The organism is Streptomyces doebereineriae (assembly GCF_031845645.1).
Taxonomy (GTDB): domain Bacteria; phylum Actinomycetota; class Actinomycetes; order Streptomycetales; family Streptomycetaceae; genus Streptomyces; species Streptomyces canus.
The window spans coordinates 1-449 of the sequence record NZ_JAVREZ010000318.1 but is presented as its reverse complement, the minus strand read 5'-3'; the positions used below and the strand labels follow the sequence as shown (position 1 = coordinate 449).

1 pseudogene is annotated in these 449 nt (G+C 67.9%); it reads left to right on the top strand.

The features are described 5' to 3' along the window. A pseudogene (locus RNB18_RS52070) lies at positions 1-449 on the top strand (transglycosylase domain-containing protein); the annotation flags it as partial.

Below are 449 nucleotides of genomic sequence, written 5' to 3'. Positions count from 1 at the left end.
CCCCCAGCCAGTACGACTGGTCCACCGCCACCGACACCAGCAAGCGCCTGGTCGAGGAGCGCTGGGCCTACACCCTGCGGAACATGGTCGAGATGGGCTGGCTGGAGGAGTCCGAGCGGGCCCGGCAGAAGTTCCCCGAGCCGCAGAAGCCCAAGCCCGCCCAGGGCATGGAGGGCCAGACCGGCTATCTCGTCGAGGCGGTCAACAAGGAGCTGGACAAGCAGGGCATCTCCGCCGAGGACCGTGAGGCGGGCGGCTGGACCTTCACCCTCACCGTCGACAAGAAGCACCAGCGGCAGCTGGAGAAGTCGGTGGAGAAGGAGCTGGAGTCCCAGCTCGACCGCGAGGGCAACAAGACCGACGCCACCGTCCAGGCCGGTGCGACCTCCGTCGACCCGAAGACGGGCAAGGTCCTCGCGATGTACGGCGGCGAGGACTACGTCAAGCAC